Here is a 15,988-nt window from a genome sequence, read left to right as displayed (position 1 = left end):
TTTTAGCACATATATTTTAGCAAAATCTAAATAAAAATTAATTCTCACACTTATTGTGTTGTTTCTATTTAAATCTATTTATAAATTTATAGATATATTTTAACAAAAAAAGTTTTTTTGCAAAATATAGATTATTACTAATATGACTTTTTTAGCAACTGGTCTAAAATACTAAAAATACCCTAAATATAGGTACTTTTGGTTTACAAATGTGGAAAAAGTGGAAAGTGTTCCACATCATTCAGCGATTTGCTTTCATAAAAAAAGAAAAATAAGATAATTTAATTACATTTAGAACAAAAAATTCTATTTGTTGAAATCTAATTATTAATTTAATAAAGGATGCTATATGAATAAAACACAATTTGACAAAAAAGAATATTTAGAAAAAGTTCACGCATGATGAAGAGCTGCAAACTTTTTATCAGCAGGACAAATTTATTTAAGAAATAACCCACTTTTAGAAGGTGGATTAAAACCAGAAGATGTTAAAATGTACCCAATTGGACACTGGGGAACAATCCCAGGTCAAAACCTTATTTATGCACACTTAAACCGTGTAATTAACAAATACGATTTAAATATGTTCTATATTGAAGGTCCAGGACACGGTGGACAAGTTATGATTTCTAACTCATATCTTGATGGTAGTTACACAGAATTATTCCCTGAAATTACTCAAGATACAGCTGGAATGCAAAAAATGTTTAAACGTTTCTCATTCCCTGGTGGAACAGCTAGTCACGCAGCTCCAGAAACACCTGGATCAATTCACGAAGGTGGAGAATTAGGATATTCATTATCACACGCAACAGGAGCAATTCTTGATAACCCACAAGTTATTGCTGCAACTGTAATTGGTGATGGTGAATCAGAAACAGGTCCTCTTGCAGGAAGCTGATTCTCAACATCATTTATTAACCCAGTAAATGACGGTGCCGTATTACCTATCTTACACATTAACGGTGGAAAAATTTCTAACCCAACAATTATGTCTCGTAAATCAGACGAAGAAATTAAAAGTATGCTTTACGGATTTGGATGAGAAGCAATTTTTGTTGAAGCTGATGTAAATGACCAAGTTGGAATTCACGAACAAATGGCTGAAAAATTTGATGAAGCTATTGAAAAAATCTTAAAAATTCAAGCAGAAGCACGTAAAAAACCAGCAGAAGAAGCTACAAGACCACTTTGACCAGCTTTAATCGTTCGTACACCAAAAGGATGAACATGTCCACACAAAATTAATGGATTAACATTTGAAGGAAGTTTCCGTGCACACCAAGTTCCATTACCTGTAACAAGCGAAAAACCAGATATGATTGAAGATCTTGAAGCATGATTACTTTCATATAAACCACATGAATTATTCGATAAAAACGGTAAATTTAAAGAAGAATATGCTGAAATTGCACCTAAAGGTGACAAACGTATGGCAATGAACCCAATCACAAATGGTGGAATTGATCCAAAAGTGTTAGATTTACCTAAATGAGAAGATTTTGTACTTAAATTTGATAAACCAGGACAAATCAAAGACCAAGATATGGTTACAGCTGGTAAATACTATGCAGAAGTTGTAAAACGTAACCCAACAAACTTCAGAGCATTTGGACCAGATGAAACAAAATCAAACAGATTATTTGATTTATTAAAAGTAACAAACCGTCAATGACTTGAAAGAGTTGAACCAGAATTAGATGAAGCTATCGGACCAGTTGGTAGAATTATCGACTCACAACTTTCAGAACACCAATGTGAAGGATTCTTAGAAGGATATGTATTAACAGGTCGTCACGGATTCTTTGCATCATACGAATCATTTTTAAGAGTTGTTGATTCAATGCTTACACAACACATGAAATGAATTGCTAAAGCAAGAAAAGTTGAATGAAGAAATGACTATCCATCACTTAATGTTATTGCTACATCTACAGCATTCCAACAAGACCATAACGGATACACACACCAAGATCCAGGTCTTTTAGGACACTTAGCAGATAAAAAACCAGAATTAATTCGTGAATACTTACCTGCTGACTCAAACACATTACTTGCTGTATTAGATAAAACATTAACAGAAAGAGATGTAATTAACTTAATCGTTGCTTCAAAACAACCAAGAGAACAATGATTTAATGTAGATGAAGCACGTGAATTAGTTGAAAAAGGACTTAAAGTTATTGATTGAGCTTCAACATGTTCAATGAATGAAGAACCTGATTTAGTTCTTGTATCATCAGGTACAGAACCTACATTAGAATTACTTGCAACTACAGAATACTTACACAAACAATACCCAGAACTTAAAATTAGATTTGTTAACGTAGTTGACTTATTAAGATTAAGACATCCAAAACACGATCCACGTGGATACAGTGATGCAGAATTTGATGCAATCTTTACAAAAGATAAACCTATTGTATTTGCATTCCACGGATTTGAAGGATTAATTAGAGATATCTTCTTTGACCGTCACAACCACAATGTTTACCCACACGGATACAGAGAAAACGGTGATATTACAACAGCATTTGACATTCGTTTAATGAGTGATATGGATAGATACCACATGTCTCAAACAGCTGCAAAAGCAGTATATGGTGAAAAAGCTGCTGACTTTGTTAAACTTATGGATGAAAAAATTAAATTCCACAAAGAATACATTCAATCAGTAGGTATTGATGAAGATGAAGTAAGATTCTGAAAATGAGAAGGATTAAAATAAGTTATTTAACTTTAAATTAGTACCCAGAAACTAGCTATTAATTTAGCTAGTTTTTTATATATTCATCTAAATTAAATATAATTTAAAGGTAATCAAAAAGGAGATTTATATGGCAAATATTTATGATCAATCACAACCAAACAGAGAAAACGGTTTTAATCCAACACCTGATATTGAACAAAGAAATGCAAAAGCATCACTTGGTGGAAAAATATTTTTATACCTTAGCTTTATTTTAATTATTCCAATCATTTGATACATTGTTAAAAATAATAAATTACGTGCTCAACAAAATAAAATTAATCAATTAGCAAGTAATATTGATACTCAGCTTGCTCGTCGTAGTGAGACATTAATTAAGTTATATGACACAACAAAAGGATATGCAAATTTTGAAAAATCAATTATGACTGATGTAACAAAAATGCGTAGTGCATTATTACACGAACAAAATATCAATCGTAATGAATTGCAAGAATTAAATAGTTCTGTATTTGGTAGACTTTTTGCTGTAGCTGAAAACTATCCAGAATTAAAAGCTAGTGCGATGTTTCAAGAATTAGCTGAGCAAGCTGCATATTTAGAAAGAGAAATCGCAGCTTCTCGTAGACTTTATAACCAAGAAGTTAATGAATTTAATACAGCATTATTTGTATGACCTTCAAATGTTGTAGCAGAAAATGCACACTTACGTACAATTGAATTATTCCAAGCTTCAACAAAACAAAGAGAAGATGTTAAATTAGAATTTAACTTTTAATTTATATGTATAAAAAAGTTACTCCTGTAAGTAATATTGAAGAAATCAGAAATAAAATTAGCGATAAAGTAAAACAACAATTTGCTGATTATTTACAGACAAGTGTTATAGAAAAAGTTAATAAAATACAAAATTCATTTTTCTATAAATACTGATGAGTTGGTTTTGCTACTGCTTTAGATATTTCGCTTATTTTATTTATTATTTTCGGTTTTGTTGATCTAGCTGTTCTTCTAATTCCGATATTTATTTTATGAGTAATATGCTTTTTACTGGTTTTTTACCGTAGAAAACTAAAAAAGAGAATTAGAAAAATAATCGAAAGTTCATTTGACCAACAAATTACGGATGAAATTTTAGAAACTGCATTCGAAGATATTGATGAGTTAGAATACATTGGTGCAACATCAAATATTCCTGATAATTGTGGATTTAACATTAAGTTTTTTGAAGATGCAAGAGATTTTTCAATTCCAAGCTCTGCAAGAATTAAAAATATAGGTTTAATTTATCATTTTAAATTATTAGATCGTTACGATTTTTATACAGTTAACGTTTTATTCTCATGAATAGTAAGTAACGGTAAGACAAGCACAGAAGTAACTAGAGCAATGCAATATTATTATTGCTATTTAAATGATTTAGAACCTAATATGGAATTTGATTTTTCATTATTTACTAAAAATTTAAATGATAAAAATCACAAAACACAAAAACTTGAAAATGATGTTTTTAATAAATATGTCAAATTATGTTCAAATGATGAAATTAAGGCGAGAATGTTATACACTAACTACGCACAAGAAATGACATTACAACACTTATATAACGTCAGAGAAGCAATTCAAAATAATGATTTAATGTATCAAAACTTTTGAATTGCAGTTTTAAGTAGTCAAATCATTGCGGCTCATTGTACTCAAGATTATCAAGATCAATTAAAGGTTACATTTAATGGTAAAAAAATAACTGAACAAGAAATAATTGATAATTTATATAAAAATATTGAAACAGATATTTATGCAGTATATGCAACTGCTGCATTTATTACCTGTTTACCATTTCTTTAAAATTAAAAAAGTCAGATAGATTATTTACTACCTGACTTTTTTAATTTTAAATAAGCTGCTTGAGCAATCATTGCTCCATTATCTGTAGCGTATTTTAAAGAAGGAATAATAGTGTTTGGGTGTAGTTTTAAAAATTCTCTTCTTAGTTCACTATTAGCTGAAACACCACCTCCTAGTACTAAGGTTTTAATATTAGGGTGTAGTTCTAAAGCTTTCTTTGTTTTATCGATTAAGTATTCTACAGCAACCTTTTGAAAACTTGCTGCAAATTGTTCTTTGTCAACTTCTTGGTCTTTCATTTTAAGTTTGTTAACAGCATTTAATACTTGTGTTTTTAAACCACTAAATGAAAAGTCTAATAATTCTTCAGTGTGTGGTTTAGTGAATGATAAATATTCACCTTGATAATTTTGAGCTACTCTATCAATAATTGGTCCACCAGGAAAACCAAGACCGATTCGTGAAGATACTTTGTCAAATGCTTCACCAACAGCATCATCTAATGTCTCTCCGATAATTTCTAAATCATCAACATCGTAAGCAAGAATTAGTTGAGTATGTCCACCACTAACTAATAAGCATAATGCAGGAAATTCAATTTGTTCAGTAATTGTTGAAGAAAGAAAATGTCCATGTAAGTGATTAATTGGAATTAAAGGTTTCTGAATTACTAAAGCAAATGCAGAAGCAAATAAATAACCAACTTGGAGTGTACCAATTAATCCTGGTTCCTTGGTATAAGCAATATAGTCAAAACTATTTGGATCATATTTTTCTAAGATTAATTCTTGAATAATAGCAATATTTTTAACATGCTCACGTGAGGCTATTTCAGGAATTGTGCCACCAAATTTTTTAAAAATATCAATTTGCGAAATTGTTCATAAATCTAAAACTTTACCATCTTCAAGGACCGCAATAGAAGTATCATCATGAGATGTTTCAATACCTAAAATTTTCATTATTGTCCTCCTATTTGTGGTTTTTTAATGTAAAGTGGTTCAATGTCCATAGCTTCTTTTTGAAGAAAACAATCTTGATATTTTACAAAGTTATGAATGATGTTTTCAAAATTGATTTTTTGAACTGGAAGTTCTGAGTTTTCTACAGTAACTGTTTGTTCGTTTACGTTGGTATTTTTGGTGTTAAATAAATATTTTTTTCCACCTTGAGCGTCTAACACTAGAATATCATTTTCTGATTGTTTTTGCAATAAAGCAAATGAATTAGTTATATACATAGGGATATTAGTCATTAATGAAATTGTTTGAAAATAAACTAATGAGCTACGCACACCGGTAAAAAATCCTGGACCAATATTTGTGTATAAACCTTTTAGATTTTGTACTTCTAAATTATTTCTAATAAGTAGTTCTTCAAATTGTTCTGTAATTAAGTGAACTTTCTTTTTATAACCTTGCATTAGAGTTGAATCAATTACATTGAAGTTATCATCAAATAAAATTAATACGAAGTCTTCAGTTGCTGTATCTAAATAAATATTCATTATTTTACCTCCGTAATTTCAAATTGATGATAATCATTATCTAGTAATGTTGCATTAATTTTTATATAACTATTTAAACTATTTTTAAGGAGATTCGATCATTCGATAGCAACAATGTTATCTTCAAAGTAGTCTTCAAATTCATCCAAATCACCTTTATAGTTATATAAATCGATGTGAACTAATCCATCGTAGGTTTTCATATATGAAAAGCTAGGTGATGTAATACGTTCTTTAATTCCTAATTGTTTAGCAAGTAATTTGACAAAAGTGGTTTTTCCTGCACCTAGGTCACCTTCTAATAAAATGAATTGATTTTCTTTAATTAGTGGTAATATGTCAAAAATAAATTTATCTAAATCACTAATTTGGTTTGTAATAAGTTTTTTCATAAATAAAATAAAAAGCAAAGTTTAAAACAATGCTTTTTGTCCTTCTGTTAATTTTGGTGCTTTAATTATAACAATTGCTTCAGGTCCAGTGTGCATTGCAACTACATTTGGAATTTTAGCGACAAAAGGTTCTAAACCGTAATTTTCTTTAACATATGATAAATATTGTTCGATTTCTTGATTATCTGAATGTAAAATTACACAATCGTATTCATCATTATTATGGTTGGCGAATTTTGAGTCGATAACTTTTTGAACAGTTTTGTTAAATGTTCTTCCTTTTCCCTCTTTAAGCAGTTCTCCTGCTTCAAATTTGATCATTGGAACAATTTGTAATAACTTAGCTAAGGTTGCAGCAGCAGGGCTTAAACGCCCTCCTTTAACTAAGTAATCATTAAATTTAGGTACTAAAGTTACATCGTAACGTGTATCTCAATTATTTAAGTAAGCTACAGCTTCTTCTAAAGATACGCCTTTTTCTAATAAACTTTCAAGTTCTCTGATTTTTAATGGAATTAATTCTGCTACGTATAAAGACTCAATAACCTTTACATTAGGAAAGTCTTGTGCTAGATTAATGAGCATTTGGTTTTGGCTTGATAAGTGTTTTGAGATAGGAAAAACAACCACTTGATCATATTCGCTACTTAATTTTGCAAGTAAGTCAGTAGCAATCCCTAAAGGTGTGGCTGAAGTTTTAGCTGTCCCTGATTCTAAGTGATAATGTTCAAATAAATTATCACTTGTAATATCAATTCCATCTTGTAATTTTTTATCATCAATGAAAATTAATAAGGGTAAGAAAAATCAATTATTTTTGTGTGCTTCTACTTGAGAAAAACCAGCAGAAGAGTCGATTACAATAGCTGTTTTAGTCATAGTGTTATTATATTATATTTTGTTATAATAAGACTATGTTAACATTTAATAATTTAAACAATTTTTTTAAGAATATTTCAATAATTTATGTGGACCAAAAAATTCACAATACAAAACAAATTACAACAGACAAATTAATCTTTTTTGTTGATGAAAACAATAAAGTAAATTCAATTAACTGTTTAGATAACGAATGATTAGGTATTGAACCTAATGTAAAATTCGGAAGATTAACAAGTGCACAAATTGAATTACTCGAAACTAAAGCAAAAGAACTTGGATTAGAAATTAGACCAATTCAACAATTTATTTTTGGTGAAATCTTAAAACGTGATGTACATCCAAAAAGTCAAAAGCTTTTTGTTTTAGAAGTTTTAATTAATCAAGAAACTCAACAAAAAATCCAATTAGTGACTAACACATTAGATTCTGCTGAAGGTAAAGTAGTGGTACTTGCATTACCAGGTGCAACTACTTTTGCTGGTACACCAATTTTAAATGGAAAAGTAATGGATGTTTCTAGTTATGGAATGCTTACAGGCTATCGTACTTTAGGTATTGATAAAGATGGATTAATTTTCGGTGAAGCAAACCAAATTGGAAAGGAATTTGAATTTTAATGAATATATTAGAAGACTTAAGAAACCGTGGAGTTTTAAAACAAATTAGTAATGAAGAAAAATTTTTAAGCTTACCTAAAGGTACAACTGTATATGCAGGTTTTGATCCAACTGCTACAAGTTTACATTTAGGAAACTACATTCAAATTGCTAACTTATTACGTTTTAAACAATATGGTTGAAACTGTATCGCTGTGCTTGGTGGAGCTACAGGAATGATTGGTGACCCATCATTTAAGGATGCAGAAAGAAAATTACTTGATAATGAAACATTATCAAAAAATAAAGCACATATTAAAGCACAATTAGAAAGCTTTGGTTTAGAAGTTGTAGATAACTATGACTTTTACAAAGATATGAATATCTTACAATTTTTAAGAGATGCAGGTAAGATGGTTAATGTAGCATACTTACTTGCTAAAGATAGTGTTGCATCTCGTATTAATAATGGGTTAAGTTTTACTGAATTTAGTTACAGCTTAATTCAAGGTTGAGACTTTTTAACCTTATATAAATCTAAAAATGTGTTTGTACAATTTGGTGGTTCAGACCAATGAGGTAATTTAACAACTGGATTGGATATGATTAATAAACAATTTGGAGAACAAAGTAAAGCTGTAGCTCTTACATCAAATTTATTAACAGATGCAAATGGAAATAAATTTGGAAAATCTACAGGTGGTGGTAGCTTATGATTAGATAAAACATTAACTAAACCATACTCAATGTACCAATTTCTATTAAATCAACCAGATTCACAAGTTGAAAAACTACTTAAATGATTAACATTTATAGAAGTGAATGAAATTGATGCATTAATGCACAAACATAACGAACAACCAAATGCACATTTAGCTCAAAAAACACTTGCATTTAATGTTATCAAACAATTACAAGGTGAACAAGAAGCTAAATTAGCACAAAAAATTTCAGAGTTATTATTTAATAAAAAAGTAGATTTATCAGAATACTCATTAGAAGATATTAAATTAATTTCAGAACAAATTAATACTTTAGAATTAAATCAAAATGAAAACTTAGTTGATCAATTGATTGCACAAAAAGTATTGCAATCAAAACGTCAAGCACGTGAATTTATTGCAACAGGTTCAATTAAAGTTAATAACCAATCTATAACAGAAGAATTTAATTTAGAATCAAACTTATTTAACGGTGAATATGCGATTTTACATGTTGGAAAGAAAAATATTTACTGCATTAAAATTACAAAATAAAATAAATTGAGCATAGGCTCAATTTATTTAATTTAGAAAGGAATTTATGTTAGGTTTTTTAGAAAAGAAATTTGAAAAAAGTTTAGCAAAAATGGCTAAAAAAACCGTACTAACAGAAGCAGACATTGCTGAAATTACTCGTGAAGTCAAAATGTCTTTACTTGAAGCTGACGTTAATCTTAAAGTTGTTAAAACTTTTATTAATAACGTTAAGGAAAAAGCTTTACAACGCGAAGTAATTGGTAAGTTAAATCCTTCACAACAAATGGTGAAGATTTTTCACGAAGAATTAGTAGCAATCCTAGGTGGTAGTGTTAAAGAGTTAAAAATCGATAAGAAACCATATGTTATTATGATGTGTGGATTACAAGGATCTGGAAAAACTACAGCAACTGCTAAATTAGCTTACTACTTACGTAAGAAAAAATATGTTAATAAACCATTGGTGGTTGCAGCAGATATTTATCGTCCTGCTGCTGTCGATCAATTAGTTACATTAGCAAAAAGTATTCAAGTAGATTATTTTGAAATGGGTGTTGATCATTCAGTTAATGAAATTACCGAAAATGCCTTAAAATACGCTAAAGAAAACGAAAATGACTTAATTATTATTGATACTGCTGGTCGTTTAAGTGTTGATGAAAAATTAATGAATGAATTAATAGAACTTAAAGCAATTGCAAAACCAAGTGATATTTTCTTTGTTGCTGATGCACTTAGTGGTCAAGATATTATTAATGTTGCTGAAACATTCCATCACAATTTAAAATTAACAGGAACTATCATTACAAAACTTGATTCAGATGCTCGTGGTGGAGCTGCACTTAGCTTAAGACAAGTTTTAAATATTCCAATTAGATTTATTGGTACAGGTGAAAAAGTTTCGAACTTAGATTTATTCTATCCTGATCGTATGGCTGATAGAATTCTTGGAATGGGTGATGTTCTTTCATTAGTTGAAAAAGCTCAAGATGTGATCGACCATGATAAAGCTCAAAACATGATGGAAAGAATGTTTTCAGGTGAATATACTTTAGATGATTTAATGGAACAAATTAAACAAATGAAAAATTTAGGTAAGTTCTCAAAAATCTTAAAAATGCTTCCTGGCGGAATTGCGAATAAAGTAGATCCAGAACAAATTGAAAAAGCAGAAGAAAAAATGCAAGTTTATCAAATTTTAATGTCTTCAATGACAATTAGAGAGCGTAAAAATCCTAAACTATTAAAACAAGCTTCTCGTAAAGAAAGAATTTTAAAAGGAAGTGGAAGAACAGCACAAGAATACAATAAATTACTTAATGATTTTGATGCAATGTCTAAGAAAATGAGTGAGATTGTAAAAAATGTTAAAGCCGGTAAAATGCCAAGTGGCTTTGGTTTATAATGTGTAAAATTATGGTAAAATAATTTTACATGCCGTCATAGCTCAGCAGGTAGAGTACCTCCATGGTAAGGAGATGGTCGCTGGTTCAAGTCCAGTTGTCGGCACCATATCACAATTAGTGTTAAAAAATAGAGATAGTTTATGCTATCTCTATTTTTTGTTAATATTCAAATCCTAGCTTTTCATTTGGGTACAATTCTTTAATTGTTTTTAAAAATGATTTACTTTGATTATACTTTGGATTGTCGAAATAAATATCGTAATTCAAAGTAGAAAAATACTTAAGTCATATTGCTTCATCTTTTTCTAATTGATGATTAATAAATAGAGGATTTACAATATTTCTATAATTTCAAGTGAAAGGCATTCACATTCCACTAGAACCTGAATTACTAATTTTAATAAAAATATTGTTTGAACCAGAGCTAATGCTACCAGATGAACCATCAGGGTAATCTGTGTTTTCAAAAGCTAAACTTGGTGATAAATCAATGTACTCTTTACCTCATAATTTAAAAATCTTTAAATTATTAAAATAAGGAACTTTAATTTTTGAATAATAATAATTGACAGAACCAAATATATTTTCGCTTTCAAAATATTTAGTGTTGTAGTGCTTACTATTTTCATAATATATAAATTCAGATTGTTGTTTTTGAAAATTGTAGTAATAATAACCTGTTGGGTTTGCAAATGTAATAGATTTAAATGGTGTGTCTTCAATGTTTGTGGTTGATATTGATTGACTATCATCAGGGTTGCTAAAATTGATTTCTAAAATTGCATAATCTAAATAGCTTTGAATTTCGTGATTTTGATACTCTTTAGGTAGTAAATTTTTTAGCATATTTAAATCTGTGATTAATTGATTTCTACCATCTTGAATAACTCTTGCTTTAACATTTACTTGTTTTTGAGTGTTGTAAAGTGTCAAAACAAATTCAGAGCCATCTAATTTATCTCAAAATAAATGCCCTGCTGTAAATAAAAATCATTTTGTTGGATAGCTTCCATCTTTAGTTTTTAAATAATTTAATAAATTGCCATTTCCACCAATTAATTTATTTTTTGTATTTTCATAATAAAAACCAACGTTATTTGTTTTATGAATTTCTTGGTTAATAGTTTTTAGAACATTTTTTTCTATAGTTTTTTTCTTAAACCCTTTAATTATGTATTTTAAATTTCCAAAAAGTGGTAAAGAAGATGTTGCACTGCTTTTAAAATAAATTATCAACACCCCTTGTTTGTCTAAATATTCAAAACCATCTAACAGAAAATCATTATATTGTGATTTATTTCGAAATTTAAATATACGATCTAAATCACCAGGTGTTTGTATATCGCTAGGAAAATGACTTTTGATAAATTCTGGTTTAATCACTTCGCCATAATTTTCAAGCATTGGTGCATTAGTATAGGTTAATTCGTAATTGTTGAAATTATTGTAAATTTCTAATTTGTTTTTTGTTTGTTTTTTAAATGAAGGTTTTTCAATTTGAATCATTGCATAACCTAATGGTAAAGCAATTGTACTTAATAATAAAAACGATAAAAAAATTTTTAGTCTTTTTTTATTTTTCAATGATTTTGTTTCCAAAGTTAAACTCATTTCCTGGCGACAATCAAGTATATGAATAATTTTCATATTCATTGTTTAAACCATTTCCTTTTGAAGTTGCTATATAAATGTCAGGATATGTAAATCATCCATCTGTTACTTTTCATACAATTCCGTTTTTAAAACCATTGCTATATTTTGATGCAATGCTAATCATATTTTTATGATTATTTTTTCATTGGAATTCTCAATCATTTAAACCTTGATCATTAAAGTTTTCGTAAATAGTATAACCATTACCTAAGGGTATGGATTTTAGTAAAATATCGCACACTAATGTAGTTATTGCTATTATACTACCGGCAATTGGTATAGATGCTCCAGCAACTGATAATGCACCAATTAAGAAATTAGTTCCATTAATAATACAATCGTAAATTAATTTTGTATTAACATATTCATTATCAATTGATAAGAATAATTCAAACAATGATTTAGCACAAAACGCTGCACTTAGTGCTAATAACGATTTTGATACTACAGATTTAAATTGAACAAACCATCTTTGCGACAATGCCTTCCCAACTAGATTTTTCATATCTGATATTTCACTTAACAGTAATTTTACTTGTGGATTACTTTTTATAGTTTCTCATTGATTTTTAAAGGTGTTTTTTAGATAGTTTAATATATTACCTGATTTTTGAATCTCTTCAAATTTTGTAGATTTTAACACCTTTAAAACTTTTCATAATTGAGATACATCTTTAGTTTTTGAATACTTACCTATTTCTGATGTGAGTGTAAACTTATTTCTTGTTAAAAAATTATGAATATAATTATTATTCGAAAATTGCGATTTTAAAATTTGAGTAAAATTAAATTCCAAACTATTAATATCTGAATTAGATATTGCAATAGCTTTTTCTAAATCTTCTTGATACTTGTCGCTTTCGAAATATCTACCCAATAAAGTGGTGATTAATGTTTGGTTACTTCAACCTATATAACTAACATCTTGTGCAAAGACATTATCGGTAATTTTAAAAACATCAAACCCATTATATTTAATTGACCGATCGTTTATCTTGACATCAAAATCTCCTAAGATATTTGTGGTTTTACTTTTATTTGTAAAATCTACTTTATATCAGGTCTGACCTGTTTTGATTTCTCTATTTTTTATATTTTCTCTCTTTTGGAATCTTTTGAATTCGATTACTAATACTTTTTTAGTAAATAAATCCACATTAAGATTATCAATATAATTAATAAATGATTTATCACTGGTGTATTCGTCTAAATTGTCAATTAATGTTTCGATATCTTCGAAATTTTTTAGTTTTAAAAAACTTTCATTAATTTTTTCTTGATTTTCTTTAATAAATTCTTTATGATTTTCATTTAAAAAATCTAATAACTCTGCTTTATGAGTTTGCTTTATGCTTGACTCAATTTTTGCTCCAAATAATAATGGTGCTGCACTCATAGTTAATGTTAGTGCAAGAAATGTCTTTTTCAGTTTATATTTCATTTAATCCTTTCTAAATTTTATTTAATTAACTAAGGCTTAAATTATACTAATAAAAAAAACAAATTATGAGTAAATTAAAATAAAAAACAGGAATATAGGTTTAATTTACCTAAAATCCTGTGTTTATCGTTTTTTAAATACATTTATTTTTCTACAATTTTAACATTATCTTCAACTTTTGTAAAAGCATTAATTAATTGGTCGATATTAGCAGATACTTTTTTACCTTGAGCAATGTATGTGATTCCAAAAATCACTATTCCCATTGGTTTAGGACCTAAATACATTGATGATAGAAAAGAATTTGGACATTGAGAAATAGATTTATTTATTGGTTTGAAAAGATCAAATACTGATAATATATCAACTTTCAATCAACGTAAATCAGGTTTTTATAGCAAAAAGAGTTCGTTCTAAAAACACTTTAGAAATCAATAAGGTTCTGAATAGAAAATTACAGATTTGTGAAATTTGCATACACCAGTTTTGCATATTACTTCTGATAATGGTTTGAATTTAATAAACTGCAATTCGTAGCTAAGAAATTTCAATTTAATATTTACAAAGCAGAACCTTATTTTTCTTTTCAACGTGGTAGCAACGAAAACTCAAATGGTTTATTTCGCAGAAGGTATAAAAAAGGCACTGACTTTACTAAAATTAGTGATAAGGTAATAGAAAAAACAGTCTGAAAATCAATAATTTACGAAGAAAAATACTTGCATAAAAACGCTCAAGTCAAATTTTACAATACGAAATAGATAAATTAAATAAGGAGCTAAAAAGTTAGTAGAACTTAAATAAGTTGTGAAAAAGCCGATAAATTAATGTCGGCTCTATTTTTAACCCAAGTGTTGCACTGTAAAGGTTAATTAAGGTGAGATAGTTTATTGCTATCTCTATTTTTTATTATAGTTAAAACCTAAAGTTCTGTTAGGATATAATTCACGAATTGTTTTGATAAAACATTTATTTTGATTTATATTAGGTCTTTCAAAATAAATATCATAGCTAAATTGCTTAAAGTATTCGTATCATTCATCCGAATCACCAAGATTGTATTGAGCTGTGAGTTGGTCAGATAGATTTTTAAATTCAAAATTAAACGGCAATCAAAGCCCTTTGTTATTAGAGTTGGCGATTTTAATAAAGTTATTGTTATGATTTGAACTTATTAGTCCTGATGAACCACTATCAAAGTTAGTGTTTTTAAATATAAAAGTTGGTGATAAATCTATATAGTTTCGATCTTGCAATTTGAAAACTTTATATTCATCAAAGAAAGGAACTTTTGTTTTCGAGTAATAATTTGATACTGAACCTATAATTGTTGGACTGTTGAAATACTTCTCATTAAAGTGATTTCTGCCGTCATAATATATAAATTGTGAACGATTATTTTGATAATCAAAATATCCTAGATTTTCATTAAATAAAATAGTTTTAAATGCGGTGTCATTTATATTGTCGCTAGTAACTTGCTCAGCTTCATATTCAGAATTAAAGTTAATTTCTAAAATAGCATAATCTAAATAACTTAAGATTTCTTCATTTTGCAGGTTGTTTGGTAATAAATTTTTAATTTTTGATAAGTCATTATTAAAAGTATCTCTACCGTCTTGAATTACTTTTGCTAATGCTTTAACATTTTTTTGAGTGTTAAAAATATTAATTTCAAATGGCTTATTATCAAATTGGTCTCAAAATAAATGCCCAACAGTAAATAAAAACCATTTATTTGGATAACTGTGATTTGTTGGTTTTAAATAATTTAAAAACATACCGTTTCCTAAAATAGTCTTATTATTAGATGTGTAATAAAAACCAACAGAATTTTTAGAAGTTAAATTTTGGTTACTTGTTTTTAATGAATGAAATTCTCTGTCTTTTTTCTTAAAACCTTTAATAATAAAGTTTAAATAGCCAAAGAAAGGGATTTTCGAATACATATCATCCTTAAAATATAAAATTAAAATTCCTTGTTCATCTAAATATTCAAATGCTACTAAATGATATTTTTCATAATACGATTTATCCAAAAAGACCATTATTTTATCTAAATCAGCAGCTGTTTTGATGCTACTTGCATAATGCTGACTAATATAATCTAAATTTATAACATTAGCATAATTTGATAAAAACGGAGACTCATTTAGAGTGATTTGTGTGTTATTAAAATACGAAAACCGTTCTATTTCGTAGGTTATTGTTTTTTCAAAATTATTTTTTTCTGTAAAAAGGTTAACGCAACTGATTGGTGCTGTAGATAATGATATTATGCCAGCTGATAAAATTCATTTATATTTCATAATTAA

General features: G+C 28.0%; 14 protein-coding genes and 1 tRNA gene. 7 read left to right on the top strand and 8 right to left on the bottom strand.

Features of this window, described 5'->3' with window-relative positions; translation table 4 throughout:
• The first annotated feature begins 349 nt into the window (after positions 1 to 349).
• The 3 genes from ACPYPZ_RS03475 (at position 350) to ACPYPZ_RS03465 (ending at position 4,558) form a co-directional block, all read left to right on the top strand.
• Complete coding sequence (locus tag ACPYPZ_RS03475; protein ID WP_426461222.1) at positions 350 to 2,728, top strand: phosphoketolase family protein; 2,379 nt, start codon at positions 350 to 352, stop codon at positions 2,726 to 2,728.
• Positions 2,729 to 2,837: 109 nt separating this feature from the next.
• Complete coding sequence (locus tag ACPYPZ_RS03470) at positions 2,838 to 3,488, top strand: LemA family protein (RefSeq protein WP_426461220.1); 651 nt, start codon at positions 2,838 to 2,840, stop codon at positions 3,486 to 3,488.
• Between the two features lie 5 nt (positions 3,489 to 3,493).
• Complete coding sequence (locus ACPYPZ_RS03465; protein WP_426461218.1) at positions 3,494 to 4,558, top strand: hypothetical protein; 1,065 nt, start codon at positions 3,494 to 3,496, stop codon at positions 4,556 to 4,558.
• A gap of 20 nt (positions 4,559 to 4,578) precedes the next feature.
• On the opposite strand, the gene tsaD is transcribed toward ACPYPZ_RS03465, so the two are convergent.
• Genes tsaD through ACPYPZ_RS03445 form a run of 4 tightly spaced genes read right to left on the bottom strand, consistent with a single transcriptional unit; the run spans position 4,579 to position 7,336 of the window.
• The gene (tsaD, locus tag ACPYPZ_RS03460; RefSeq protein ID WP_426461216.1) at positions 4,579 to 5,520 is read right to left on the bottom strand and encodes a tRNA (adenosine(37)-N6)-threonylcarbamoyltransferase complex transferase subunit TsaD; all 942 of its coding nucleotides are present in this window, start codon (positions 5,518 to 5,520) and stop codon (positions 4,579 to 4,581) included.
• Entirely contained in the window at positions 5,520 to 6,065 is a 546-nt protein-coding gene (gene tsaB, locus ACPYPZ_RS03455) for a tRNA (adenosine(37)-N6)-threonylcarbamoyltransferase complex dimerization subunit type 1 TsaB (RefSeq protein WP_426461214.1), read from the bottom strand. Before tsaB ends, tsaD begins: the two co-directional genes overlap by 1 nt.
• Positions 6,065 to 6,457, bottom strand: coding sequence for a tRNA (adenosine(37)-N6)-threonylcarbamoyltransferase complex ATPase subunit type 1 TsaE (tsaE, locus tag ACPYPZ_RS03450; RefSeq protein ID WP_426461212.1), 393 nt, complete (start codon positions 6,455 to 6,457; stop codon positions 6,065 to 6,067). The genes tsaB and tsaE overlap by 1 nt, the downstream gene beginning before the upstream one ends.
• A 21-nt stretch (positions 6,458 to 6,478) precedes the next feature.
• Positions 6,479 to 7,336, bottom strand: coding sequence for a DegV family protein (locus ACPYPZ_RS03445; protein WP_426461210.1), 858 nt, complete (start codon positions 7,334 to 7,336; stop codon positions 6,479 to 6,481).
• A gap of 35 nt (positions 7,337 to 7,371) precedes the next feature.
• Between ACPYPZ_RS03445 and tapR the strand changes: the two genes are divergently transcribed.
• From tapR to ACPYPZ_RS03425, 4 genes are all read left to right on the top strand, one after another.
• Positions 7,372 to 7,956: a TyrS-associated PheT N-terminal domain-related protein TapR gene (gene tapR, locus ACPYPZ_RS03440; RefSeq protein ID WP_426461208.1), complete on the top strand. Its 585-nt coding sequence runs from the start codon at positions 7,372 to 7,374 to the stop codon at positions 7,954 to 7,956.
• A complete protein-coding gene (tyrS, locus tag ACPYPZ_RS03435) occupies positions 7,956 to 9,191 on the top strand; it encodes a tyrosine--tRNA ligase (RefSeq protein WP_426461207.1) in 1,236 nt (411 codons plus the stop codon). Before tapR ends, tyrS begins: the two co-directional genes overlap by 1 nt.
• Before the next feature lie 46 nt (positions 9,192 to 9,237).
• Positions 9,238 to 10,578 (top strand): signal recognition particle protein, encoded by a 1,341-nt coding sequence (gene ffh, locus ACPYPZ_RS03430; protein ID WP_426461205.1) that lies wholly within the window; start codon positions 9,238 to 9,240, stop codon positions 10,576 to 10,578.
• A gap of 31 nt (positions 10,579 to 10,609) precedes the next feature.
• Positions 10,610 to 10,685 (top strand) — tRNA-Thr (locus ACPYPZ_RS03425).
• 53 nt (positions 10,686 to 10,738) lie between these two features.
• Here the strand turns inward: ACPYPZ_RS03425 and ACPYPZ_RS03420 are convergent.
• The 4 genes from ACPYPZ_RS03420 to ACPYPZ_RS03405 all read right to left on the bottom strand — a co-directional run bounded on the left by ACPYPZ_RS03420 (position 10,739) and on the right by ACPYPZ_RS03405 (position 15,982).
• Positions 10,739 to 12,163 carry a hypothetical protein gene (locus tag ACPYPZ_RS03420; RefSeq protein WP_426461203.1) on the bottom strand — a complete coding sequence of 475 codons (1,425 nt, stop codon included), beginning with the start codon at positions 12,161 to 12,163 and terminating at the stop codon, positions 10,739 to 10,741.
• Positions 12,153 to 13,673, bottom strand: a complete 1,521-nt coding sequence (locus ACPYPZ_RS03415; RefSeq protein ID WP_426461201.1) for a hypothetical protein — start codon at positions 13,671 to 13,673, stop codon at positions 12,153 to 12,155. Before ACPYPZ_RS03415 ends, ACPYPZ_RS03420 begins: the two co-directional genes overlap by 11 nt.
• Before the next feature lie 143 nt (positions 13,674 to 13,816).
• On the bottom strand, positions 13,817 to 14,047 hold the full coding sequence (locus tag ACPYPZ_RS03410; protein ID WP_426461200.1) for a hypothetical protein: 231 nt from the start codon (positions 14,045 to 14,047) through the stop codon (positions 13,817 to 13,819).
• Positions 14,048 to 14,572: 525 nt separating this feature from the next.
• Positions 14,573 to 15,982: a hypothetical protein gene (locus ACPYPZ_RS03405; protein ID WP_426461198.1), complete on the bottom strand. Its 1,410-nt coding sequence runs from the start codon at positions 15,980 to 15,982 to the stop codon at positions 14,573 to 14,575.
• Between the last annotated feature and the right edge of the window lie 6 nt (positions 15,983 to 15,988).

The organism is Mycoplasma hafezii (genome assembly GCF_049942695.1).
Taxonomy (GTDB): Bacteria; Bacillota_I; Bacilli_A; order Mycoplasmatales; family Metamycoplasmataceae; genus Mycoplasmopsis; species Mycoplasmopsis hafezii.
This window is presented reverse-complemented; position numbering and strand designations above follow the sequence as displayed.